The 23,325-nt window shown below is 40.7% G+C and carries 20 protein-coding genes; 3 read left to right on the forward strand and 17 right to left on the reverse strand.

Annotated elements, in window-relative coordinates; all coding sequences use genetic code 11:
- Positions 1 to 83: 83 nt before the first annotated feature.
- The 7 genes from MHH37_RS18905 to MHH37_RS18935 form a co-directional block, all read right to left on the reverse strand.
- Entirely contained in the window at positions 84 to 1,259 is a 1,176-nt protein-coding gene (locus MHH37_RS18905) for a CamS family sex pheromone protein (protein ID WP_342574254.1), read from the reverse strand.
- A gap of 18 nt (positions 1,260 to 1,277) precedes the next feature.
- On the reverse strand, positions 1,278 to 3,275 hold the full coding sequence (gene ligA / locus MHH37_RS18910) for an NAD-dependent DNA ligase LigA (protein WP_008408709.1): 1,998 nt from the start codon (positions 3,273 to 3,275) through the stop codon (positions 1,278 to 1,280).
- Positions 3,276 to 3,287: 12 nt separating this feature from the next.
- The gene (gene pcrA / locus MHH37_RS18915; RefSeq protein WP_342574255.1) at positions 3,288 to 5,546 is read right to left on the reverse strand and encodes a DNA helicase PcrA; all 2,259 of its coding nucleotides are present in this window, start codon (positions 5,544 to 5,546) and stop codon (positions 3,288 to 3,290) included.
- A gap of 35 nt (positions 5,547 to 5,581) precedes the next feature.
- Positions 5,582 to 6,271, reverse strand: coding sequence for a heptaprenylglyceryl phosphate synthase (locus tag MHH37_RS18920; protein WP_087617509.1), 690 nt, complete (start codon positions 6,269 to 6,271; stop codon positions 5,582 to 5,584).
- 174 nt (positions 6,272 to 6,445) lie between these two features.
- The gene (locus MHH37_RS18925) at positions 6,446 to 6,760 is read right to left on the reverse strand and encodes a YerC/YecD family TrpR-related protein (protein ID WP_008408714.1); all 315 of its coding nucleotides are present in this window, start codon (positions 6,758 to 6,760) and stop codon (positions 6,446 to 6,448) included.
- Between the two features lie 18 nt (positions 6,761 to 6,778).
- Complete coding sequence (locus MHH37_RS18930) at positions 6,779 to 7,837, reverse strand: DUF3048 domain-containing protein (protein ID WP_014822590.1); 1,059 nt, start codon at positions 7,835 to 7,837, stop codon at positions 6,779 to 6,781.
- A 27-nt stretch (positions 7,838 to 7,864) separates the two neighbouring features.
- Positions 7,865 to 9,598, reverse strand: a complete 1,734-nt coding sequence (locus tag MHH37_RS18935; RefSeq protein ID WP_342574257.1) for an adenine deaminase C-terminal domain-containing protein — start codon at positions 9,596 to 9,598, stop codon at positions 7,865 to 7,867.
- Between the two features lie 311 nt (positions 9,599 to 9,909).
- On the opposite strand from MHH37_RS18935, the gene MHH37_RS18940 reads away from it, so the two are divergent.
- The 3 genes from MHH37_RS18940 to MHH37_RS18950 all read left to right on the forward strand — a co-directional run bounded on the left by MHH37_RS18940 (position 9,910) and on the right by MHH37_RS18950 (position 11,690).
- The gene (locus MHH37_RS18940; RefSeq protein ID WP_014822588.1) at positions 9,910 to 10,140 is read left to right on the forward strand and encodes a YgaP-like transmembrane domain; all 231 of its coding nucleotides are present in this window, start codon (positions 9,910 to 9,912) and stop codon (positions 10,138 to 10,140) included.
- Positions 10,141 to 10,542: 402 nt separating this feature from the next.
- A complete protein-coding gene (locus MHH37_RS18945; protein ID WP_342574258.1) occupies positions 10,543 to 10,899 on the forward strand; it encodes a hypothetical protein in 357 nt (118 codons plus the stop codon).
- Positions 10,900 to 10,913: 14 nt separating this feature from the next.
- Positions 10,914 to 11,690 (forward strand): multidrug ABC transporter ATPase, encoded by a 777-nt coding sequence (locus MHH37_RS18950; protein WP_342574259.1) that lies wholly within the window; start codon positions 10,914 to 10,916, stop codon positions 11,688 to 11,690.
- A 53-nt stretch (positions 11,691 to 11,743) separates the two neighbouring features.
- Here MHH37_RS18950 and purD read toward each other — a convergent pair whose 3' ends face one another.
- From purD to purB, 10 genes are all read right to left on the reverse strand, one after another.
- The gene (gene purD, locus MHH37_RS18955; RefSeq protein ID WP_342574260.1) at positions 11,744 to 12,994 is read right to left on the reverse strand and encodes a phosphoribosylamine--glycine ligase; all 1,251 of its coding nucleotides are present in this window, start codon (positions 12,992 to 12,994) and stop codon (positions 11,744 to 11,746) included.
- Positions 12,995 to 13,478: 484 nt separating this feature from the next.
- Entirely contained in the window at positions 13,479 to 15,014 is a 1,536-nt protein-coding gene (gene purH / locus MHH37_RS18960; protein WP_342574262.1) for a bifunctional phosphoribosylaminoimidazolecarboxamide formyltransferase/IMP cyclohydrolase, read from the reverse strand.
- A 63-nt stretch (positions 15,015 to 15,077) separates the two neighbouring features.
- Positions 15,078 to 15,650: a phosphoribosylglycinamide formyltransferase gene (gene purN / locus MHH37_RS18965; RefSeq protein ID WP_342574263.1), complete on the reverse strand. Its 573-nt coding sequence runs from the start codon at positions 15,648 to 15,650 to the stop codon at positions 15,078 to 15,080.
- Positions 15,650 to 16,705, reverse strand: a complete 1,056-nt coding sequence (gene purM, locus MHH37_RS18970) for a phosphoribosylformylglycinamidine cyclo-ligase (RefSeq protein ID WP_342574264.1) — start codon at positions 16,703 to 16,705, stop codon at positions 15,650 to 15,652. The genes purN and purM overlap by 1 nt, the downstream gene beginning before the upstream one ends.
- 24 nt (positions 16,706 to 16,729) lie before the next feature.
- Positions 16,730 to 18,148 carry an amidophosphoribosyltransferase gene (gene purF / locus MHH37_RS18975; RefSeq protein ID WP_008408735.1) on the reverse strand — a complete coding sequence of 473 codons (1,419 nt, stop codon included), beginning with the start codon at positions 18,146 to 18,148 and terminating at the stop codon, positions 16,730 to 16,732.
- On the reverse strand, positions 18,124 to 20,355 hold the full coding sequence (purL, locus tag MHH37_RS18980) for a phosphoribosylformylglycinamidine synthase subunit PurL (RefSeq protein WP_014822581.1): 2,232 nt from the start codon (positions 20,353 to 20,355) through the stop codon (positions 18,124 to 18,126). Before purL ends, purF begins: the two co-directional genes overlap by 25 nt.
- On the reverse strand, positions 20,342 to 21,025 hold the full coding sequence (gene purQ, locus MHH37_RS18985) for a phosphoribosylformylglycinamidine synthase subunit PurQ (RefSeq protein WP_342574266.1): 684 nt from the start codon (positions 21,023 to 21,025) through the stop codon (positions 20,342 to 20,344). The genes purL and purQ overlap by 14 nt, the downstream gene beginning before the upstream one ends.
- A gap of 4 nt (positions 21,026 to 21,029) precedes the next feature.
- On the reverse strand, positions 21,030 to 21,275 hold the full coding sequence (gene purS / locus MHH37_RS18990) for a phosphoribosylformylglycinamidine synthase subunit PurS (RefSeq protein ID WP_008408738.1): 246 nt from the start codon (positions 21,273 to 21,275) through the stop codon (positions 21,030 to 21,032).
- 3 nt (positions 21,276 to 21,278) lie between these two features.
- On the reverse strand, positions 21,279 to 21,989 hold the full coding sequence (purC, locus tag MHH37_RS18995) for a phosphoribosylaminoimidazolesuccinocarboxamide synthase (RefSeq protein ID WP_342574267.1): 711 nt from the start codon (positions 21,987 to 21,989) through the stop codon (positions 21,279 to 21,281).
- A 28-nt stretch (positions 21,990 to 22,017) separates the two neighbouring features.
- Positions 22,018 to 23,319 (reverse strand): adenylosuccinate lyase, encoded by a 1,302-nt coding sequence (gene purB / locus MHH37_RS19000; RefSeq protein WP_008408740.1) that lies wholly within the window; start codon positions 23,317 to 23,319, stop codon positions 22,018 to 22,020.
- Positions 23,320 to 23,325: the final 6 nt, after the last annotated feature.

Raw genomic sequence — 23,325 nt, forward strand, 5'->3', positions numbered from 1 at the left:
TAACGCATTAACGTAATGAAGTAGATTTCTTTTACAAAAAGAAAATACCACACTCGTAAAAGTATGGTATTTTTCGAAAGATTTTACTCATAAATATGAATAAAAGGTTCATCTTCATTTGGTTCTTTAATAATCAGTACTTCGGGTCCGTTAACAGAGGTAATGCTCACCGAAATATACAGGTCAAGTGGTAAATGATTAAGCATTAAACCGGTCAAATACTGGGTAAATCCTGTAATTTCAGCTGTTCCGTAAAACTGGATCGGAATTTCGATATCAAGCTTCTGGACCTTTTTGTTCTGGTAAAAGCCAGTCGCAAACACGCTCGTGAAGTTTGAGAAATACTTGTCGACATCTTGTTTGAAGTTTTGGAAATTCGTATTCAGGTCACGATATACATCATCCGGTGAACTCATCGGGAAAGTAACGTATTTTTCATCGATTACCTTCCATTCACCCAATTCTGTCTTTCCTTTATCCGCAAAATTATAGTCCGTATACGTTCCCGGCACAATTGCATTTCTTTCAGCTTGTTTAAATAGAGCAATGACGATTGGAACATCTGCCATTTCCGGACGGGCACGCAATCGATTGATCACTTCCTGCGCTATTTTTTTACCTTCTGCATCAATTTTTGCATCCGGAATTTTCTCTTCAAAAAATTCTCCATACTGCTCTTTTTGATAATAGTAAACTGAATTTAATGCTAAACCGATTGAAACACCAGCCAGCTTTACTTTGTTCTCATCGGTTTTTGTTAAATAATTTTGTTCCACAATATGTGCCAAATAAACTGGCGCTTCTGTCGCTTTTACAGTCGGATCCATTTCCTTGCCTGTCGCCTCATCCACACTTGATGGGTTTAGACCTTGGTACTCCGGTCCTTTATCTTCAGTTTGATTTGGACGGGCCAGCCAGTATTTCAATGTTTCTTCATCTAAATACTGACCTTCCTGGAAGTAATAGTTTTCCGTATCAAAATGATTTTGCGAAATACGCATTAAGCCTGTTTCGACTTCCTTCATATCGTACTTCGTATAAATATTGGAAACAACTAAACCACGGCTTGCACTTTCCTTATATGGAATCAATGTACGATAAAATTTATCGTTTATTTGCATATTCGGGATAATTGTTGTTTCCACAGCTTGTTCTGTATCTGATTCTTGCGTCAGTTCTGTATCAGGTGTGAGGTTTGGCGCACACGCTGACAACATCGCCGCTACAATTATCGCAGGTATCCAGCGATAACGTTTCATGAGAGCAAGTCCCCTTTACTATATTAATTGTTCGATTAGGCGCACTTCATCCCAAATTTCAATGCCTAAGCTTTGTGCCTTTTCTAGCTTCGAGCCTGCATCTTCTCCGACAATTACAAGGTCTGTTTTTTTACTGACACTCCCTGCAACCGTACCACCTAACTGTTCTATTTTCGCCTTTGCTTCGTTACGTGTCAATTGCTGTAATTTGCCTGTCAGTACAATTGTTTTACCAGCAAAAGGATTTGCCCCTGCTTCCACGACAATTTTCTTGCCTTTATAGCTCATATTTAAGCCAAATCCTTTTAGGCGTTCGATTAATTGTTGTACTTGCTCGTTTGCAAAATACGCGACAATCGATTCGGCCATTTTATCGCCAATTTCATGAATATCTTTCAAATCTTCTTCAGTGGCAACCATTAATGCATCGATTGTTTCAAAATGTGCTGCCAAAATCTTAGCTGCTTTTTCACCAACATGGCGAATGCCAAGACCGAATAATAGTCGTTCCAGCGAATTGTCCTTTGACTGAATAAGTGCTTCAACTAAATTTGTCGCCGATTTTTGCCCCATTCGCTCCAGGTTGATCAGTTGTTCTACTGTCAGTTCATATAGTCCTGCTACATCTTGAATATAGCCTTCTCTCAGCAGCTGTTCTACTACCTTCTCGCCAAGACCGTCGATATTCATCGCATTGCGGGAAACGAAATGCTTCACACCTTCCGCGATTTGTGCAGGACATTGTGGATTCACGCAGCGCAATGCTACATCAGTATCAATGCGTACAACTTCTTCATCACATGCGGGACAATGTGTCGGCATTTTATATGGTACGGCGTCATCCGGGCGCTGTTCCAGAACAACCCCCACAATTTGCGGAATAATATCCCCCGCTTTCCGCACAATGACCGTATCATCGATTCGAATGTCCTTTTCACGAATCAGGTCTTCATTGTGCAATGATGCACGGCTCACAGTAGTTCCGGCTACAAGTACCGGTGTTAAAATCGCTGTCGGAGTAATAACGCCCGTACGACCTACCGTCAGTTCGATATCCAGTAATTTTGTTATAACTTCTTCAGCCGGGAATTTGTAGGCAATTGCCCAGCGCGGCGATTTTGCCGTAAAGCCAAGCTCATCTTGGTGGGCATAGCGATTCACTTTAATGACGATACCATCAATTTCATACGATAAATTTGGGCGCGCTTCTGTCCACTTTTCTATAAACGCCAAAACGTCCTCAATAGTTTCGCAATACTCACGCTCTTTATTTGATGGAAAACCTAGCTCCTCCAAATACTTGAGCATTTCCCAATGACCGTCGATTCCATAGCTTTCTCCATCCCCGCCAACTGCATATATAAAAGTCGATAAATTTCGGCTTGCCGCAATTTTTGGGTCTAATTGACGCAACGATCCAGCTGCCGCATTTCGAGGGTTTGCAAATAGCTCTTCGCCATTTTCAGCTCGACGTTCGTTCAGTTTCTCGAAAGATTTTTTCGGCATATAGGCTTCGCCGCGCACTTCTAATGTTACTGGTTCATTTAAACGTAAAGGAATGGCACGGATTGTCTTCAGGTTGGCTGTAATATCTTCACCAACCGTTCCGTCACCTCGCGTAGCACCTTGTACAAAAACCCCGTTTTCATAGCGTAAAGATATGGCCAAACCATCAATTTTCAGTTCACATACATAGGAGTAATTTTTACCGATTGCCTGCTCGATTTTCCGGTCAAAATCACGTAAATCTTCTTCATTGAAGGCATTCGATAAACTAAGCATTGCTGTTTCATGCGTTACCTTTTTAAAGCCTTCCAATACCATGCCACCGACACGCTGAGTAGGAGAATCAGGATAAATAAATTCCGGATTTGCTTCTTCTAATGCGATAAGTTCATGTAAAAGCTGATCATATACACTATCTTCTACTACCGGTTTATCCAGTACATAATACGCATAGCCATACTCATGAAGAAGCTTGTTTAATTCCGCAATTCTTTGTTCTATTTCATTCATCAAATGTTCCTCCTAAGCTTTCGTAATCGGTGCAAATTTCGCTAGCAGACGTTTTATTCCAGTCGGTGATGGGAAAGCGATATCCAGTTCCATGCCATCCCCTTCACCTTTTACACTTACGACCATACCGACGCCCCATTTACCATGGGCTGCTTTGTCGCCTACTTTCCAGTCAAACTTATCCCCGCCTGTAGAATTAAGTCGTGATGTTTGGGAAGCAGGTGCCTGCACGCTTCCTAATGAACGCTTCGGCATACGGTCATAACGGTTCGATTTAAATGGCAGTGAATCATCACGATATGATGTAGTATTTGCTTTTGAAACTTGCTCTAACACATTTTCATCAATTTCGCGTAAAAAACGTGATGGGGCATTGTATCCTGTACGACCGAAAATTGTACGAGAACCCGCACAAGACAAGTATAGACGCTGCTCTGCCCGAGTTGCGCCGACATACATCAAGCGCCGTTCTTCGGCCATTTCATCTTCACTTTCCAAGGAACGTGAATGCGGGAATATATTTTCCTCCATCCCGATAATGAACACAACAGGGAACTCCAGCCCTTTTGCGGCATGCATCGTCATTAAAATAATCGTACCTTTCGCTTTTTCTTCTTCATCTAAAGAATCAATATCTGCAATAAGTGCCAGGTCCGTTAAAAACGCTACTAATGACTGGTCTTCACTGCGCGCTTCAAAAGCCTGTGTTACTGTTAAAAATTCTTCGATATTTTCCAAGCGGCTTTCTGCTTCAATCGACTTTTCCGCTTTCAGCATTTGGCGGTATCCTGATTTTTCAAGCACTTCTTCCACAATCTCTGTAACCGATAATTCCTGCTGACGATCACTCAATGAACGAATCATATTGTAGAAATTTTCAGCTGAAGTGGCTGCTTTGCCTGAAAGCCCCATAAATACAAGCTCACCCATCGCATCAAAGATTGATCGGTCGCGCTCCATTGCATAGACAAGCATTTTATCAAATGAAGTCGCACCAATCGCACGTTTTGGTTCATTGATAATTCTCGCCAATGACAGGTCATCATCATTGTTTGCAATTAAACGCAAGTAAGCGAGCAAATCTTTAATTTCTTTTCGATCATAGAACTTTGTACCGCCAACAATCTGGTAGTTCATATTCGATTTTACGAGCACATCCTCCATCACACGTGACTGTGCGTTTGTTCGGTATAAAATCGCAAAATCATCCAGCTTGTAATCTTCATCCTTCATGAGTTTTTGTATCGTACGTACAACATATTGTGCTTCATCCTGCTCATTTCCCGCTTTGTAAAGCTGGATCATTTCGCCTTCCGGATTTTCTGTTCTCAGTACTTTTTTATAGCGGTCTTTATTCTTTTCAATTACGCTGTTTGCCGCTTGTAAAATACGTTTTGTGGAACGGTAGTTTTGCTCAAGCATAATCACCTTTGCTTCTTTGTAATCTTTTTCGAATGATAATATATTCGAAATATCAGCACCTCGCCAACGATAGATCGATTGGTCCGAATCCCCGACAACACAAATATTACGGAATTTCTTCGCCAATAATTGCACGAGCAAATATTGAGATTTGTTCGTATCCTGATACTCATCAACATGAATGTACTGGAATTTGTTTTGATAAAACTCAAGTACATCCGGCGCTTCTTTAAATAGACGGATTGTCAGCATAATTAAATCGTCAAAATCGAGACTTTGATTTTGTCTTAATCGTTTCTGATAGCCTTTATATACCTGTGCGACAATCTTTTCGAAAGGATTATGCGGATTCATATTCGCTTCAAACCCATCCACAGTAATGCACTCGTTTTTTGCAGAACTGATTGTGTTTAAGATTGCACGCGGGTCATATTTTTTAGGATCTATATTATCCTGCTTCAATATATTTTTTATAACCGTCAGCTGATCTGAACTATCTAAAATTGAGAAGCTTTTCGAATAGCCAATCCGGTCAATATTGCGTCGCAAAATGCGTACACACATTGAGTGGAATGTGGATACCCACATGCTTTCCGTTGTCCCGTTTCCTAATATCCCGTCAATTCTCTCACGCATTTCACGGGCAGCTTTATTTGTAAATGTAATGGCCAAAATTTTTGAAGGGTATACTTCACGCTCAACCACTAAATAGGCGATACGATGAGTCAGTACCCTTGTTTTCCCAGAGCCGGCCCCTGCCATAATTAGGAGCGGGCCTTCTGTTGTTTTCACCGCTTCAGCTTGCTGTGGATTCATTCCCGCTACTAAATTTTTTGCTATATGCTCCATATTGCACCTTCCTATCTAAAGAACATTTGTTCCTATTATATAACACTTTTCACTGCTTGTACGGTTTTTAATGCCGCTTTTAAATCATCATAAATAATATTTCCGACAACTACGGTATTGGCATATGCAGCCATTTCTTTCGCCTGTTCTACGGACGTAATGCCGCCTCCATAAAAAAGCTTTGTTTCATTTAAAACTTCGGCTGTTGCTTTGACCATTTCGATATCACCATATGCACCGCTGTACTCTAAATAAAAAATAGGCAATTTAAAATAGTTTTCCGCCATTCGTGCATAGGCCACTACATCTTCCACCGTCAAATCCGTTTTCGCATTTGTTACTTGCGCTACTTTACAATCCGGATTCAGTACACAATAGCCCTCCGCTACGAGCTCTTCCCAAATTAGTACATCGCCATATTCTTTAATCGCTTCATGATGCAAATCTTTCACCCATTTTGTATCACGGCTATTCAACACCGACGGAATGAAATAATAATCATATCCTGGTGTAATGCTATCAACGTTTGAAATTTCCAGCGCAATCGGTACTGAAAAACGACGAACACGGACGAGCAGATCCAGAACGCCATCCAACGTCACATCATCTGTCCCACCTACTAAAATAACATCCGTTCCCGATTCACAAATCTGCTCTAATGCCTCATCCGTAATTTCCTTAGCAGGGTCCAGTTTAAATACATGTCTCCAGTTTAAATATTCCATGAATATATCCACCTATTCTCAAAATTTTTATATCGAACTTTCCATTATCTTTGTTTTTATTGACCATCTCTTAGTATAACGAAATTCGTTGAAATATTAAAAGACTGAGCGGATAAATCTGCTCAGTCTTTTAAGCTTGCTCATGTATTTATGATTGGGCGCATTGGCGCTTCATTACTTTGACGTAAATGGCTTTTCGTCTGGATAAAGACGTCCCAGCATTTCATCATAAGTGTCATTCCCGTAATCAAAGCAACGGCGTACACGGGAAATTGTTGCTGTTGAAGCACCCGTTTCTTTTTTAATTGTTTCATACGTTTTTTTCAAACGTAATAAATGTGCAACTTCAAATCGCTGTGCCAATGATTGAATTTCACTAATTGTGCACAAATCATCGAAAAATTTATAGCATTCCTCAATATCCTTTAACTCTAGGACTGCTTTAAACAACTGATCTGTTTGATGACCGCGAATTTTTTCAATTTGCATGTGCCCACCATTTCCTCTCTACTCTGAATATATAACAGAAGCCGCTAGACCTGGAGATGTTGGTACGAAATGTATCCATGTCTTTCCTTGAACTAATTTTACTTCCGTTCCATCTTCTTCGACTGCCACCAGCAGGCCATCTGCATTTTTCCATTTCACTTCACGTATCGTCCCTGCTTGAGCTACATACGCATTGCCGCCACCAGTAATTGTAATCTCGCGTCGACCGGCATTATCTACAATTTGATGAGGCATTTCAAAAAATAAAATATTAGCTAATTCGATGGATTCATTTGTCTCGTAATCGACTGTTTCTACATTTGCAGAATAACGCTTGTACTGATTCGTTTCGGCATTGTATACATACTGACTATTAAATGAACCGCTATTATTGTATTTCATCGATATTTCATTAGCTGTTGTTCCTATTTTAACATTATCTTCGGCTTCATAAAATGGGTAGGACACTTTTTTCTGATAAAGTAGTGAAGTCCCTACTTTTTCAGCACCAGCCTTAACATTTTCGCCCGAAATATAAGAATTGTGAGGAGCAACCCGTGTCGATGAACGTTTAAAGAAAGTACCATCATAGTGCATTCCATTAATATTATCCACTACTCTTTGTGAAAGCATCGATTTTGCTTCTGGACTATAGCCATGCGCAATATAAAATGCGTCCAGCCCTTTTGCAATATCAATAAAGTATGAACGTGCACTGCGGATCGGTCCGATAGATTCAGGAAGTTCTGACTGATAAAGAGCTAAAAAGCGTGTTACATCACCTTCCGCCAGCATTTCATACACGACATCCGCCTGTGCAAGTCCGGATTGCGGGCGTGCTTGCGGATGGTTATTGATTGTGGCCAGTATTGGGCGCATCGTCACTTCCTCTGCCACTCGTTCCCCTGTAAACGGCGTTACAAATGGCAGTACTTCTTCAGCCTCCGCTACAATAATATCTTTCTCTACTTCGTTTTCTTCTATCTCTACAGCAGGCTCCTCTGTTTGTTCTTTATCTGAACAACCTGTCGCTAAGGTTATGCCTAATAGTGTTAACATGAATATACTGCGTTTCATCGTGCTACTCCTCTCGTTTTTTCAGGTTTATCGCATTACAGCAGGTAGCATAACCTTATTTTTCATGACATCAAAAATCCCACGTGTCGTAATTCGAATATACGGTAAATGTGTCGATTGTAAAAACAGCAATGTGTAAATTGCATCTGTATGGTGATATCCACGTTTTTTCAAAGCACTCTTCAATGCTAGCTCAAGCGGAATTACTTCATCAACGGTTCCATCATAAATAGAGCCGGCCAAAGTTAAAGGAATACTTGTCACAATTTGATCACCCTCTACAAGTACAATCCCGCCATTCATTTTCTTCAATTCTTGAAAAGCGTGCTGCATATCCTGCACCGATTTTCCTATTAAAATAATATCTCCAGTATTGGAATACGATGAGGCAAAGCCTTTTACATGTGTCGCAAATCCTTTAATCATCGTATTAATACGCCATTTCCCATTGCGGTCGACAAGCATTAAATAGCTTTCATCATGGTCTGTAGATAATGTATGTTGATAATGACCGAAATTTTTTATACTATACGGCTTCGTAATAACATCATTCACCATTTCAACGCCAATCGGCATCGAAAATTGAAAATCTCCTTCGTGCAAATCAAAATCGATTTTCAGATCACCGAATAGGGATAAGTCAACTGCCGGAAATGCTTTCAAATCTGTATTGTCGCGTTTTAGCCATACGCCTTTTGAAATTACTGCTTCAGGTGTCGGCGAATGTTCGTCCGCCAAAATATTAATATTTGCATAACGACCTGTAGCAAGTAACCCATGCAAATTGGTCATATTATAATATCTCGCAACATTATAGCTTGCCATATTATAAGCATCAACTGGGCGCACACCTGCTTCAAGGGCTGCCCGAATACATTTATCCATCACACCATCTTCATGGAAACTCGGTGTGGAGCCATCTGTTGTCATCATTAAATGATCGAATATTTCATAGCCTTTATCGACAACCGCTTTTAATAGATGAGGCAAATCCGGGCGAATCGATGAATAGCGAAGTGTAACAGCATATCCATGCAGTATACGCGCTTCAATATCTTCAATTGTCATAGATTCATGGTCACCATCGACTCCTAGTAAACGCATTTTAGCCAACGTTTTTTCGGATGCTCCCGGTAAATGTCCTTCGATTTTTTTCCCCTTATGCTTAGCTGCCTGAATCCAGTAAAGCATCTGATCATCCCCGCGTATCAGACGAGGCCATCCTGTCAATTCTCCGCCAAGCAATACGTCATGACGGTCAAGCCATTCCAAGACTGAGGCATTTGAGTAAAGTTCCCTCTCATTTTCAAGTTCAGTTTGGGAATCGAAACGACTCCACCAGTAAAATGAAAATGGCAATTTAGCAAGCTCATCCATAAAAGAAAACGCTTTCTTATTTTTCATCAATGAAACAAGTGTCATATTGTCTGAAATAAATGTAGTCGTGCCGGTCTGTGCACTAAACTCTGCGAAACTGTGGGGATTGTACAATTGGAAAGGATGTACGTGCGGCTCAATATAACCTGGTACTACTACTTTCCCTGCCAAATCAACAACCTCTGTCCCTTCTATATTTGCAGGCATTTCCTTACCAACATATACGATGCGATCATTGGATATCCAGATGTTACCTGTTGCCCAACTTTTCATCATACTATGTAAGTATTTAGCATTTTTTAAAACTATATTCGGAGCAGCATGCCCGTCAATGATACTAACTTGCTCTCTTATATTACTTAACTTCCAACTAATTTTCGGCATTTTCTGCACTCCTTTCAATTTTTACACCTAATATAAAGACGCTTATAACTTTTCCAAGATGCTAAACCAGCTCTAAAAAATATCCTGCTGCGATTCAAGTAGCTTCAGCAATTGTCTTTAACAGCTGCTGAAGCTAGATTAAATGCGTATCGATTTAAAAGAAAAACACATACTTAGTTCAATATATTTTGCTTTATGTAGGCAATTGCTACAATATTCCTTTTGGTGAATTAATCGTAACATAGCACTTTCATAAAGCAAAGTGTTTCCAAAATAATTTTTAAATTTTCTAAAAAAAGGAGGAAACATAATTGCTGACCCCAAATATTTCTGAAACAAACGCTTTTATCCGTATGATGTGCGGTGTTGCTATGACCGCATTCGGTGTCGGGAGAATTGCTCATAAACCTCAATGTACAGTTGGTCGTATGATGATTCTTGCCGGTTCAATGAAAGTGGCGGAAGGGTATTATCAATATTGTCCAGTAGTCGCAATGGCCAAATCAGAGCAGATGACCGAAATGATGCCCGTCAATGATTAAGAGGTGGATCAAGGGGCTTGTTCTATAATACTCACATTACAAAGCGTTATATTTTAAATTTAAATATAGCGTTTTTACATATCGCAGTGTTACCAATAACTTAATCATCATACAGTGAAGAAAGGGTAAAATGCCCTTTCTTTATTTTGCTTACATAAGCAAATAAAAATCATTTGTAAGGCGGCAGCATTTCCAGTTCCTAAAAGCTCCAATCCTTTTGAAATACAATTAATTGCGCTGGAAAATCAAACCCAAAATTATATCCACGAAATAAAAGAATTCAACGAATAACTTCCACTTTTAATATATTCCATCAATTAGATCAAGAGAGTTTATGTCTAGGCTCTTACCATATTTCCAAGATCAGTTACCTGAATGTTGTTAATTAGCGGATGTATGTAAATGTACAGCTTTAAATGTTATTTATTTGGAACAGGAGGAAACATTATAAACGAATTTGAAGATAAACAAGAAGAATCGGAAGTACTAACATTTGATAAGATCCTAAAGCATTTTATGAAAGAGAATTTTTCATCGGTAAAAGATGAAGTACAGGAAAATACTAACAGCTTTAAAATTCCGGGAAAAAGTTCACTCAATTTATTAATGGCTTACTTATTATCAAACAATAAATATGAAACATCATATCCTGCCAATGAAGAAGAAGAGAGAAAAGCTGCAGAAAAAATAAATCAGCTCGTACATGAAAAGGAAAAAGATTTCCAAGAGATTATAAGCTTACTGAAAAATATGACTTGATAGGAGGGATCCATTTGGAGATTGATAGCGTGAAAAGTAAAGACCCACTTCAATTACAGCAAACCATCAATTTTTTGAAATCTGAAATCGCTAAATATCAAAACGAAATATCCACCCTACAAAGCGTGGACCATTATTCAATGGTAAATGGTCTTGAGCAGGAACTGAATCAGTTAATTAATGATAAAAAAGAACTTTCTGTGGAATTAATGATGCTAAGGAAAAGCTTTGAAAAAGAGCTGAGTGAACTGCACGAAAATATTCAGTTACGTGAAGAGCAAAGAATAAAACTCATTTCTTCCATAGAATCACTAGTGGAAAAAAAAGAAAACTTACAGAAAGAAAACAAACAGTTAAAAGAAACAATCGAGAAAACAGCTAAAATTGAATCTCCTGCTGCCCGTTCAGAAAATTATATACAGGCCGTCGAAGAGCTGGATCATTTGCTTCGTTCGTTCCTGAGCAGTAACAATGAACAATTAATTTCTCTGCACGAAACGATCAATCAACAGCACAATCTGTTAAAGGAAATAAAAGATAAAAACGATGAAATTCATTCTACCTTAGAAGAAGTGGTCCAAGTAAAAGAGCCTGAACATAAATATTCCCCAACGACAGATGTACAATCCATTACCCGGATTAACCTGGAAAACCAGCTCAAAAATCTTTTTATCCAAGCAACCAGTTTCGAGACGGAGCTTGAAGAAAAATTACGTATTCTCGATGAGTTTGATGACAAGTTACTTTTACTTGCCATTGAGATTGAGAAACATAAAAAGAGCGATATATGATAGACAGCTATATTGAGTAAAAAGGCGACACGTCTGTACGTATCGCCTTTCCTTTATTTAAATGTTCTCCAGCCAATATCTTTGCGGAAAAAGAAATTCGTCCATTCTTTTTTTGCAAGTTCAGCATATACTTTTTCCTGCGCTTCTTTTAATGTAGTTGCTTCTGCCGCTACTAATAATACACGGCCACCGTTACCTACGAACCGATCACCCGCAAGCTTTGTCCCCGCATGGAATACCGGCAGTTCAACATCCGAAAGCTCCGGCAGAGCATTTCCTTTTTCCACATCGCCTGGGTAGCCTTCCGCCGCAACAACAACACCTAGCATAGCTGCTTCTTTCCACTGTAAATCGAATGGCTTCTCGTTCATTACGCTCATCATAAATTCACCGAAGTCTGAAGCCATACGTGGTAATACGACTTGTGTTTCCGGGTCACCAAATCGTGCGTTGAACTCAATTACTTTCGGGCCTTTTGCCGTTAAAATTAAGCCTGCATACAGGATACCGGTGAATGATACGCCTTCTGCTTCCATTGCATTTACAGTCGGCTCTACGATTGTGTCATATGCAACTTTTACAATGTCTTCAGAAATTTGCGGTACTGGTGAATAAGCACCCATTCCCCCTGTATTTGGTCCTTTATCGCCGTCATAAGCACGTTTATGATCTTGTGCTATGACCATTGGATAGATTTGTCCTTTATGTACAAAACTCATAAAGCTGAATTCTTCGCCATCCAGGAACTCTTCCACAACAACACGGGAAGACGAATCACCGAAACGTTGGTTACCGATCATATCTTCCACTGCTTCGATCGCTTCCTGTTCTGTCATCGCTACAATGACACCTTTTCCGGCAGCTAATCCGTCCGCTTTAATTACAATTGGAGCACCTTGCTCTTTAATATAAGCAACCGCTTTATCCGCTTCTGTAAATGTTTCATGCGCTGCCGTCGGAATATTATATTTGTTCATAATCTCTTTTGCATAAGACTTCGAACCTTCAATTTTTGCCGCCGCTTTTGTTGGGCCGAAAATAACCAACCCTTGCTCGTTGAAGTAGTCAACGATTCCTTCTGCTAATGGCTGCTCCGGACCTACAAATGTTAAAGCCACATCATTTTCTTTTGCAAATTGTGCAAGTGATGCGAAATCCAGTGCATCGATTGCAACTACCTGTGCATCTTGCTTCATCCCGTCATTTCCTGGTGCTACGAAAACGTTTTGTACAGATGGTGCATTGTTGAATTGCTTTACGATCGCATGTTCACGACCACCACTACCGATTACAAGAATATTCATTATGAGCTCTCCTTTTTTATCGTTAATTTCCGTTGCGGGCGAATGCCTTCCGCGGGGGAGTCCTCGCCCTTCACTACAAACAACTAAAGTCATTCCCTACACATGATTTAACCTTATAATTCTCTATTAATTTTATTTTTCTAATAAAAAAACGCCCGCCAAATTTTAGGCGAGCGCTTTTCATTAATGGTCGTTTACACTGCGCTACCCGACCAAAAGTAGTGCTGTGTATCTTACAATCAATGATTATTTTATTATTAACAGGGCATCTCCCGGCCAAAGTCGATGCAGTTGTTAATAAAATTTGGTTACGACGGGGACCCGGCCAAGAATCGCCCAATCGTCTTATTTACCCCTCTCCCGGCCAGAAAGAAGAATAAATAAAGCATTTGCAAACGCTTCTGCTAACGTCCGGCCAGAACATTAGCGAAACTTTATTCTATTATAACGTAAATTTAGTAATTTCTCTACTGCTAACTTTTAATTAGTGTTTAAAGTGACGAACCCCTGTAAACACCATGGCAATACCATTTTTGTTTGCTGCATCTATTGATTCCTGGTCTTTAATCGAGCCACCTGGTTGAATGATTGCTTTAATACCGGCTTTTGCCGCTGCTTCTACTGTGTCGCCCATTGGGAAGAATGCATCAGAAGCTAATGCCGCACCCTGTGCTTTATCTCCAGCTTGTTCAAAGGCAATTTTCGCAGCACCTACACGGTTCATTTGACCCGCACCTACACCTAATGTCATTTGCTTATCTGTTACAACGATGGCATTCGATTTTACATGCTTCACAACTGCCCAGCCTAGTTTTAATGCTTCCCACTCTTCTTCAGTCGGTTCACGGTCTGTTACAACTTGAATAGTTGCATCTTTAAAGCCGAAACGGTCCGGCTCCTGTACAAGTAAACCACCTTCAACTGCTACAACATTGAACTGATCTTGCTTTTCCTGTGTGAAATCGATTGTTAACAGACGAATGTTTTTCTTCTGTGTTAAAATCTCTAATGCTTCTGAAGTAAAGCTTGGCGCAATGATGATTTCCAGGAAAATACCCGATAACTTTTCGGCAGTTGCCTTGTCCACTTCTTTGTTTAATGCGATGATGCCGCCAAAGATAGATGTTGGATCTGCTTCATATGCTTTATTGAATGCTTCTTCAATTGTTTCGCCAGTACCGACACCACATGGGTTCATGTGCTTTACGGCAACCGCTGCAGGCATTTCAAATTCTTTTACGATTTGCAATGCTGCATTTGCATCCTGAATATTGTTGTACGATAACTCTTTACCGTGTAATTGTGTTGCGTAGGCAATCGAGAAATCCGAACCTAAACGTTTTGCATAGAAAGCCGCTTTTTGGTGAGGGTTTTCACCATAGCGTAATGTTTGCTTCAACTCATATGTTAGCGTCATGTTTTCAGGGAACTCTTCGCCAATTGCATTTGATAAATGATTGGAAATATACGAATCATAAGCAGCCGTATGACGGAATACTTTTGCTGCTAAACGACGACGTGTTGCTAATGTTGTTTTTCCATCTGCCTTCAACTCTTCCAATACGGCAGAATAGTCATTTGCATCAACAATTACCGTTACATAATCATGGTTTTTTGCAGCTGAACGTAACATTGTCGGACCACCAATATCGATATTTTCAATTGCATCATCCCAAGATACATCCGGCTTGGAAATCGTTTCGACGAACGGATATAAGTTGACACATACAATTTCGATTGGGCGGATGCCATGTTCATTCATCTGTGCAACATGGCTTGGCTCATCAAACTTACCTAATAGACCGCCATGAATCATTGGATTTAATGTTTTTACACGGCCATCCAAAATTTCCGGGAAGTTTGTTACTTCATCCACTGCTGTTACCGGAACATTGTTTTGTTGTAGTAAACTTTTTGTTCCTCCAGTAGAAAGTACTTCATAGCCAAGAGCTACTAATTCTTTTGCAAATTCTAAAATACCATTTTTATCTGAAACACTAATAAGTGCACGTTTCGTCACGATTGGGTCCTCCAATTCATTTTTTCGGTGAGCAATGCCCTAACTGGAGCGGCTCATGCGAATTTACTTTTTTGCGTTAAATAATTGCTGTAATGTTCTCGTGTATAGCGCATGTTCTAATTTATGTATACGCTCTTCTGTTGCTTCACGGTCTCCATCGATAACGTCAACTGCCCCTTGCGAGATAATCTTTCCCGTATCCATTCCCGCATCTACATAATGCACCGTCACACCGGTAACTTTTACGCCATGAGCCATTGCCTGACCAATAGCATCTTTTCCGGGAAATGACGGCAGCAACGACGGATGAATATTGATAATCCGATGCTCATAAGCCGATAAAAGCGTTTCCCCAACAAGGCGCATATAACCTGCTAATATGATCCATTCAATCTCTCGTTCTTTTAACAGTTTAACTAGTTTCGCTTCGTAGGCGGCCTTATCGGCAAAATTTTTCGGTGCAAGCTCCACAACAGGAATACCACAATTTTGTGCACGTGTCACAACATAGGCACCCGGCTTATCCGTAATTACAAGCTCGATTGTCGCGTTAAGCTCACCGCGGCTAATCGCTTCTTGAATTGCCTGAAAGTTACTACCGCTTCCGGAAGCGAATACGGCAATTTTCGTACTCATTACACTAAGCTCCCGTCATGTTCGCCATTAAAGATGACACCTTCACCGTTGACAACGCGACCAATTGTATAAGCTTTTTCACCTTCCGCTTCTACTGCAGCGACCACTTTTTCCGCTTCACTCGCAGGTACCGCAATAACAAAACCGATTCCCATGTTGAATACGTTATATAAATCCTTGTCCGCTAATGCACCTTTTTCTTTTAAAAACTCAAAGATGCGCAGCACTGGCCAAGATCCTAAATCAATTTCAGTTGCCAAACCTTGTGGCATCATACGTGGCAAGTTTTCATAGAAGCCGCCACCTGTTACGTGTGCGCAACCATGTACGTCTGCTGCTTTAAGGGCTGCTAAAACAGGCTTTGCATAAAGTTTTGTAGGAACTAGAAGCGCTTCTCCGATTGGACCAAGGTCTTCATAGCCTTCTACTACTGCATTAACTGCAATTTCATTGTCTGCGAATACAATTTTTCGAACTAATGAATAGCCATTTGAATGGACTCCGCTTGAAGCAAGGCCGATTAGAACATCGCCTTCCACTATTTTCTCGCCTGTAATAATATCCGCTTTTTCACAAGCACCTACAGCAAAGCCAGCTAAGTCGTACTCGTCTTCTTCGTAAAGACCCGGCATTTCTGCTGTTTCTCCACCGATTAATGCTGCTCCTGACTGCACACAGCCGTCTGCAACACCTTTAACGATTTGTTCTATTTTTGCCGGCTCAGCCTTTCCTACTGCTACATAGTCAAGGAAGTAAAGCGGTTCAGCACCTTGTGCAACGATATCATTTACACACATCGCAACACAGTCCACGCCGATTGTATCGTGTTTATCAACCATAAATGCAAGCTTTAGTTTCGTCCCAACACCGTCCGTACCTGAAATAAGAACTGGTTCCTTTAAGTTCAGTGCAGACAAATCAAACATGCCTCCAAAGCCGCCAAACGTTCCCATCACACCTAAACGGTTCGTACGCTCGACATGTGATTTCATCCGTTTTACTGCTTCATAACCTGCCTCAATATTTACGCCTGCCTGTTCATATGCTTTTGACATAATGTACTTGCTCCTCCTTAATTTCTAACAGTCTTTTTCATGTGGTAAAACTGTGTCCGGGAATATTTCTGTCGGGTATTTTCCTGTAAAGCATGCGACGCAAAGTCCGCCATTTTCATCTTCAAACGGGCGGTTCGTTGCACGGACCATACCTTCCAAAGATAAAAATGTTAATGTGTCCGCTTCAATTGCTACTCGTATATCTTCCACACTGTGGCTTGATGCTATCAGCTCTTCATGTGTCGATGTATCGATTCCGTAATAACAAGGATCCGTCATTGGAGGGGAAGAAATCACAACATGTACTTCTGCCGCCCCTGCTTCTTTCAGCATGCGTACAATGCGTCTCGATGTTGTACCGCGTACAATTGAATCATCTACCATTACGACACGTTTTCCTTTAACAACTTGAACTACCGGTGATAGTTTCATTTTAACACCACGTTCGCGAAGTTCCTGTGTCGGCTGGATAAAAGTACGACCAACATAGCGGTTTTTAATTAAGCCAAGCTCGTATGGAATTCCGCTCGCTTCAGAAAATCCGATTGCTGCAGAAATGGACGAATCTGGAACTCCTGTAACGACATCCGCTTCAATATGGGCACATTCTTTTGCGAGTTCTTTCCCCATGCGTTTACGTGCCATATGGATATTTACTTCATCAATATTTGAATCAGGACGTGCAAGATACACATATTCCATCGCACACATTGTTCGCTTGTCCTTTTCAACATAGCTGTCGACTTCAAGTCCATTATTTGAAATAATCAATAACTCGCCCGGTTCCACTTCACGTACGTATTCCGCCCCGATTAAATCAAATGCACAAGTTTCAGAAGCAACAACATAAGAATCACCCAATTTTCCAAGTGAAAGGGGACGTAAGCCGTTTCGGTCGCGCGCTACAATCATTTGATCATTCGTCAATAGAATAATAGAGAATGCGCCTTTTAATAGCGACAATGCTTCTTTCACTTTTGAACGAAATGGAGAGTGTTTTGATTTTTTAATTAAATGTACAACAACCTCTGTATCGGAAGTCGAGTTGAAAATGCTGCCAGAGCGCTCTAAAAACTGTTTTAAATGTGTGGCATTCACTAAGTTCCCGTTATGGGCAATTGCCAGTGAGCCAGTTGAAGAACGGAATAACAATGGCTGGACATTTTCCAGTCCTTTGCCGCCTGCTGTTGCGTATCGTACATGCGCAATTGCCGCGTGCCCTACTACTTTACGTAATTTATTTTCATTGAACACGTCATTTACAAGACCTTCACCACGTACAGCCTGAAGCTGATTACCGTCAGTTGTGACGATACCAGCTCCTTCCTGTCCACGATGCTGTAATGCGTGTAAACCGTAATAACTTAAGTGCGCCGCATCCTGGTTACCCCAAATGCCAAATACACCACATTCCTCATTTAAGCCTCTGATTTCAGCAAGCATGGAATTGCTCCTTTCCAGGCAGAACGGAATTCCTCCACAGTACCTTCAACAAGTACACCAGCTTCACCGCTAATTTTTATGTTCGCGTCGTCTGTTACTGTACCAATTTTTTGTGCATCTTTTACGATTGTTTCAAAGCCTTCTGCATGTTCAGCTTTCACAGTTAATACAAAGCGTGATTGTGATTCAGCGAATAAAGCCGTTATTGCAGAACCAGTTAATGCTACGTCTAAGCCTAAACCTTTTGCTGCGAAAGTTTTTTCTGCTAATGCAACCGCAACCCCACCTTCAGAAACATCATGCGCTGATTGAACAAGTCCTGCTTGAATCGCTTCTAAAATAGATTGTTGACGTGCCGCTTCTACTGTCAAGTCGATTGAAGGTGCTTTGCCAGAAATGCCGCCTTCCACTAACTTTTGTAATTCAGATCCACCGAATTCTGTTTTCGTGTCGCCGACTATATATACAACGTCTCCAGCAGCTTTTACTTCCTGAGTTGTAACATGTGCTAAATCTTTTACTAATCCAACCATACCGATTGTTGGTGTTGGATAAACTGCTTCACCTGAACGCTCATTGTACATTGACACGTTACCGCCAATTACCGGTGCATCTAATGCTAAACAAGCTTCCGCAATACCGTCAGCCGATTTTTGAATTTGCCAGAAGATTTCAGGTTTTTCCGGATTACCGAAGTTTAGGCAGTCTGTAATCGCAAGTGGTTGTCCGCCTGAACATACGATGTTACGCGCTGCTTCAGCAACAGCAATTTTCCCGCCCGTTGTAGGGTCTAGGTAGATATAGCGAGCATTACAGTCTGTCGTCATCGCCAACCCTTTATTTGTACCGCGTACACGTAATACTGCAGCATCCGAACCTGGTGCTACAACCGTATTTGTACGTACTTGATAATCATATTGATCGTAAACCCACTCTTTTGAAGCGATTGTCGGCGCTTTTAAAAGTGCTGTTAACGTTTCTTTATAATCTGTTACGTTTGGTTCTGTATTTTCCATTGCCTGATATTCTGCAAAGTAAGCTGGTTCAGCATCCGGCATATTGTAAACCGGTGCGTCTTCAGCAAGCGCGTCTGCAGGCACTTCTGCTACCACTTCACCTTTGTGCAGTAAACGAAGCATTTTGTCTTCTGTAACTCTTCCTACTGCTACCGCATCAAGATCATATTTATCGAAGATCGCTTTAATTTCATCTTCACGACCTGCTTTTACAACGATCAGCATGCGCTCTTGAGACTCTGATAACATCATTTCATACGCTGACATATTTGTTTCACGTTGAGGAACTAAGTCCAAGTTCATTTCTACACCAGTACCGGCTTTAGAGGCCATTTCTGCTGAAGACGAAGTAAGACCTGCTGCACCCATATCTTGAATACCAACTAATGCATCTGATTTTACAACTTCCAGACAAGCTTCAAGAAGTAATTTTTCCATGAACGGATCCCCAACTTGTACTGCCGAACGACTTTCTTCAGTATCTTCTGTCAATTCTTCAGAAGAGAATGTTGCACCGTGAATACCGTCACGACCTGTTTTCGCACCAACGTACATTACAGTATTTCCTACTCCCGCAGCAATACCTTTTTGGATATCCTTATGATCGATTAATCCGACACACATTGCATTTACAAGCGGATTTCCTTCGTAGCACGGATCAAAACCAATTTCACCGCCTACTGTCGGAATACCGATACAGTTTCCGTAACCTGCAATACCAGCAACAACTTCTTCAAATAAATATTTACCGCGTGCTGATTTCAACTCACCAAAACGTAAGGAGTTCAGCATCGCAATTGGACGTGCACCCATTGAGAAAACGTCACGGATAATTCCGCCTACCCCTGTTGCAGCTCCTTGGTATGGTTCAATCGCAGATGGATGGTTATGTGATTCCATTTTGAAAACAACCGCTTGCTCATCACCGATGTCAACAATACCGGCACCTTCACCAGGACCTTGCAGTACTTGAGGACCTTTTGTCGGGAACTTGCGAAGTACCGGCTTCGATTTTTTATAAGAACAGTGCTCAGACCACATTACCGAGAAAAGACCTGTTTCTGTCCAGTTTGGAATACGACCTAACTTTTCAATTGCTAAGTCAAATTCCGCATCTGACATCCCCATGTCTGCATAGAGACGTTTTTCCTTAATTTGCTCTGGTGTTGGTTCGAAATTAGTTGTTAACATGCTGTTCCCTCCACTGCTTCACAATTGATTTAAATAGTTTAAGACCATCTGCGCCACCAACGATTTCATTTGCAGCACGCTCTGGATGTGGCATCATGCCGAGTACATTGCCTTCTTTATTGATAATTCCTGCGATATCCGCTAAAGAACCGTTCGGATTTTCACCCTCATATGTAAAGACAATCTGGTTATTGACTTGTAAAGAGGCTAATGTTTCGTCATCACAGTAGTAGTTTCCTTCACCGTGCGCGATCGGAATATTGATTACTTCTCCCTCTTCATATCCGTTTGTAAATAAAGTGTTGTTGTTCTCAACTTTTAGCTGTACTGTACGACACATGAATTTAAGATTTTTATTGCGGATTAGAGCACCAGGTAACAGCCCTGCTTCCGTTAAAATCTGGAATCCGTTACAAACACCTAGCACTGGTTTGCCTTGTGCAGCAAACTCTTTTAGAGCCGACATAATGTTTGATTGGTTTGCCATTGCGCCACAACGTAAATAATCTCCATATGAGAAACCGCCAGGCACTAATGCCCCGTCAAATCCGTCTAGACTTGTAGCTGTATGCCAAACATATTCTACTTTTTCACCTAGCTCGTCCTTAATCGCATGAAACATGTCGATATCACAGTTAGACCCCGGGAAAACGAGTACTGCAAATTTCATCGTATTATGCCTCCTCAACTTCATAACGGTACTTTTCGATTACCGTATTTGTTAACACTTTTTCGCACATTTCTTTTACGATTGTATCTATATCGCGGTCAGTGTCTTGAATTGTAACTTCTAAATATTTACCGATACGTACGTCAGATACTTCGCCATAACCGATTTTTTGCAATGAGCCTTGAACTGCAGAACCTTGTGGATCCAGGATGCTTTCTTTTAATGTTACATATATTTTAACTTTCTTCATGAGTTAGTTGCCTCCAAGTTTTTGTAATATAATTTCATATACTTCCGTTAGATTGCCTAAATCACGGCGGAATACGTCTTTATCAAGCTTTTGTTTTGTAGTAGAGTCCCACAAACGACAAGTATCAGGAGAAATTTCATCGGCAAGTAAAATATTGCCGTCTTTATCACGACCAAATTCCAGTTTGAAGTCGACTAATGTTACACCAACCGCAGTAAAAATCGGACGCAGCACTTCATTCACATGCAGTGCCGCATTATACAGCTGTTCTACTTCGATCGGTGTTGCGATATTGAGCACGTCAATATGCTCCGTTGTAATGATTGGATCACCTAATGCATCATCTTTATAGTAAAATTCGACGATTGGATGCTTAAGCGGTGTGCCCTCATCCAAGCCTAGACGTTTTGCCAGGCTGCCTGCAGCAATATTGCGTGTAACAACTTCGATTGGAATAATTTCGACTTTACGTACAAGCTGTTCGTTCGCTGAAAGCCTTTTTACGAAATGTGACTCAATTCCGTTTGCTTGTAACTTTTCGAAAAGTAACGTCGTAATTTGGTTGTTTAAATTTCCCTTTCCAGCAATCTCGGCTTTTTTCTCACCATTAAATGCTGTCGCACTATCTTTGTATTCAACAAAAAGTATTTCAGTATCTTCTGTTGTATATAATCGTTTTGCTTTCCCTTCATATAAAAGCTGGCCTTTATTCATGACGTATTCCTCCTGATTAATTGATTAGTTAGTTAAGACCTAAACGTTCGAAAATCAAATCAACATTCTGAATATGGTAGTTATAGTCAAAGCAGTCTGCGATTTCTTCCGGTGATAGATGCGTTGTGATTTCTTCACTCGCTTCTACAAGCGGACGGAATTGTGTTTGCTCATCCCAAGCTCGCGCTGTTAATGGCTGAACCGTATCGTACGCTTCCTCACGTGATAATCCTTTGTCGATTAACGCAAGTAAAATACGCTGAGAATAGATCAGACCAAATGTACGCTCCATATTGCGTTTCATATTGTCAGGGAATACAGTTAAGTTTTTCAAAATATTACCGAAACGATTTAACATATAATTTAATGTAATTGTGGCATCCGGTATAATGACACGTTCAGCTGAAGAATGTGAAATATCTCGTTCATGCCATAATGCTACATTCTCATAAGCTGTCAGCATGTAACCGCGCATCAATCGTGCCATACCTGTCATATTTTCAGAGCCGATTGGGTTTCGCTTATGCGGCATAGCAGAAGAACCTTTTTGCCCTTTCGCAAACCCTTCTTCCACTTCACGTGTTTCAGATTTTTGCAGTCCGCGGATTTCTGTCGCAAATTTTTCAATTGATGTAGCGATTAATGCCAATGTAGAAAAGTATTGTGCATGACGGTCACGCTGTAATGTTTGTGTAGAAATTGGTGCAGCTGCTAATCCAAGATGTTCACATACATAGCTTTCCACACGTGGATTAATATTGGCATATGTTCCTACAGCACCGCTCATTTTACCTGTTTCAATTACTTTTGCGGCTTCTTCAAAACGTACTAAGTTACGGCGCATTTCTTCAAGCCATAATGCCAGCTTTAAACCAAATGTTGTCGGTTCTGCATGCACACCGTGTGTACGCCCCATCATTACTGTAAATTTATGCTCTTTTGCTTTTTCTGTCAGAATGGCGATGAATTGGTGTAAATCTTTGCGTAAAATTTCATTCGCCTGTTTGATTAAGTATGATAGTGCTGTATCTACAACGTCCGTTGAAGTTAAACCGTAGTGCACCCATTTTTTTTCTTCGCCAAGTGCTGGTGTTTCCGAAACAGCTCGTGTAAATGCTACTACATCATGACGTGTTTCCTGTTCAATTTCATAGATGCGATCGATATCAAATGATGCGTTAGCACGTAATTTTGCTACATCTTCTTTAGGAATTTCACCGATTTCAGCCCATGCTTCACAAGCTAAAATCTCTACTTCAAGCCATGCTTTAAATTTGTTCTCTTCAGTCCAAATAGCACCCATTTCTGGACGTGTATAGCGTTCTATCATAAATCT

Source organism: Solibacillus sp. FSL K6-1781 (assembly GCF_038630735.1).
GTDB classification, from domain to species: Bacteria; Bacillota; Bacilli; order Bacillales_A; family Planococcaceae; genus Solibacillus; species Solibacillus silvestris.